Here is a 2097-nt window from a genome sequence, read left to right as displayed (position 1 = left end):
TGCCGGGCGGCGAAGCGTGCTCAGCCACGAGACGGCAGCCGCCTGATAGCCACACCCAGCACCCCTGGGTGACCCAACCCTACGAATGGCTCGATCAACCCGATCAAGAAGGTAGAGCCGCCTGACCCGAACGCGCCCACTCAACCAGGGCAGCGGAGATCCGAAAGGGGTACTCAGCTGAGCAGCGGCGTGACCGCGTCCCGCAGCTGACCGATGTGCTCATAGTGCAGGCCCGTCAGGCCCGCGGCCCGAGCCGCGGCGACATTGCCGACCGTGTCATCGACGAACAGGCAACGCTTTGTATCAACTCCCACGCTCCGGGCAGCGATCTCGAAGACGCGTAGATCCGGCTTGGCCACCCCAATTCGGGCGGTGTTGACCACAGCGTCGAATGCCTGGGCCAGACCTACCACAGCGAGATACGCCTCCAGCCGGGTGGTGGCATTGGAGACCAGAACCACCGGCACCCGCTGGCGAACTGCGCCGAGGAGGTCCACGACCTCGGCGTCGACCCGGCCGGTGAGCGCACTCCACGCCTCGACCAGGTCCCGCGCCCGCTCGGATGATCCGCAAACCGGCGTTAGATCGTCTGCGACCTGACAGCGCCACTGTTCGTCGCTGAGTTGCCCCGTAACAGCCGAGTGCAGAAGGTCACGCTCGAACGCCGCCTTGGCCAATGTCCCCTCGGCCAATCCCCAGGACCGGTCCAGCGCGATCATCCCGTCGGGCTCCCACAGGTGCACGACTCCGTCGAAGTCGCACAGCAGCCCGTCAAACGGCAACGCAGTCATAAGCCGATCATGCCACCCGCGATTCACTCGCCGACGCCGGTCTGCAGCTGAGAAGCAGGCTCCCATCACCTGGACTGCAATCACCCTTATGACCAGGGGAATCACCTGCCGAAACTCCCGCAGGAGCGGACAGCCGCCCTCCGACGAAGCCCAACGCGACTGATCATCTTGGCACTGACGGCCATCAGTCCCACCAAGAGATCACCGGGCCCTCATGCCAACCTCATTGTCGCACCACCACGACGGCTCCACAGGGCAATCCGCACCAGGGGGCTGGGCGTCAGCCGTCGACGCGGAGCCGTCCGCAAGGCCAATACGGGGTGCGTCAAAGCCGTCTCGTGGTGAACAGGTTGGTTCCGTACAGCGCGTCCACTTCCTTCCGCTCGGTTTCAGTGAACCCGACCTTGGCCAGCACACGGCGAGAAGCGGTGTTCCAGTCCCAGACCGTGGCCCACAGACGTTCGTAGCCAGATGATCTCGCCCATTCCAGAACCGCCAACGATGCCTCGGTCGCGTATCCCTGACGCCAAACTCTGCGTAGCAGCTCGAACGCCAGTTCAGGCTCCCCTGCCGATCCTCGCTCGCTGTCGACCAGCCCGCAATAACCGATGACGTCACGAGATGCCTTCCGCTCGACCGCCAGCAACCCGCTCGACCACAGCTGGTTGGTGCGGATCGAACCCTCGAGCTCCGCGACCGTGGGGTGTCCGTCCGCGTCGATTCGGCGGTGCGGCGGCACTCTTGGATCACGTTCGGTCCACAGCTCACGCTGGACGACGGCCTCGGCTACCCGCCAAGGTCTGAGCAGCAGGCGACTTGTCTCGAGTACAACCTCACCGCCCGGAGCCGCGCCAACTGTCATGGCAGCAACCATGGCACGGGTGAGCGCGCTGTCATGCCACGGGGTGCGCTTGGTCCTCCCGAACATGGGCGCTCGATAGGCGGGACAACCGACAATCCCTCAGCATCCGCTTGGACGTGCACGTTCGGCTCTACCCGGTGGGCCGCGTTGCCCCATGGACCGACACCAGGCTCAGTTACTCATGCCTGCCCGGCTCATCGCCGGAGGCCGGGCGTCTTGCGCTGCCCATCAAGCCGCCTTCGGATCGCCTCGCTCGAATCCTGACCTGAGAAGACTCTCCATCCGAGGTTCAGACACAGGCACTCAGCTTGTTCCTTAGTAGCTGTTGTCTTTCCGGGCTTGAGGACTGCGTTTTCGCTGGTCGGGCATAGGGCGGGCGTTCCCGTGGGAGTGGTGGCGTGTCGTGTCGTCGCTGCGGTGGAGGTCGTGGATGCCGTCGGTCGT

The 2097-nt window shown here is 64.9% G+C and carries 2 protein-coding genes; both read right to left on the bottom strand.

Features of this window, described 5'->3' with window-relative positions:
* Positions 1-173: 173 nt before the first annotated feature.
* Positions 174-791 (bottom strand): HAD-IA family hydrolase, encoded by a 618-nt coding sequence (locus G3I56_RS42510; protein ID WP_164418872.1) that lies wholly within the window; start codon positions 789-791, stop codon positions 174-176.
* 325 nt (positions 792-1116) lie between these two features.
* Positions 1117-1719, bottom strand: coding sequence for a GNAT family N-acetyltransferase (locus G3I56_RS42505; RefSeq protein WP_239135468.1), 603 nt, complete (start codon positions 1717-1719; stop codon positions 1117-1119).
* Positions 1720-2097 lie beyond the last annotated feature (378 nt).

The sequence above is a fragment of the Streptomyces sp. SID12488 genome, assembly GCF_010548275.1.
In the GTDB taxonomy this organism is placed as follows: Bacteria; Actinomycetota; Actinomycetes; order Streptomycetales; family Streptomycetaceae; genus Streptomyces.
This window is presented reverse-complemented; position numbering and strand designations above follow the sequence as displayed.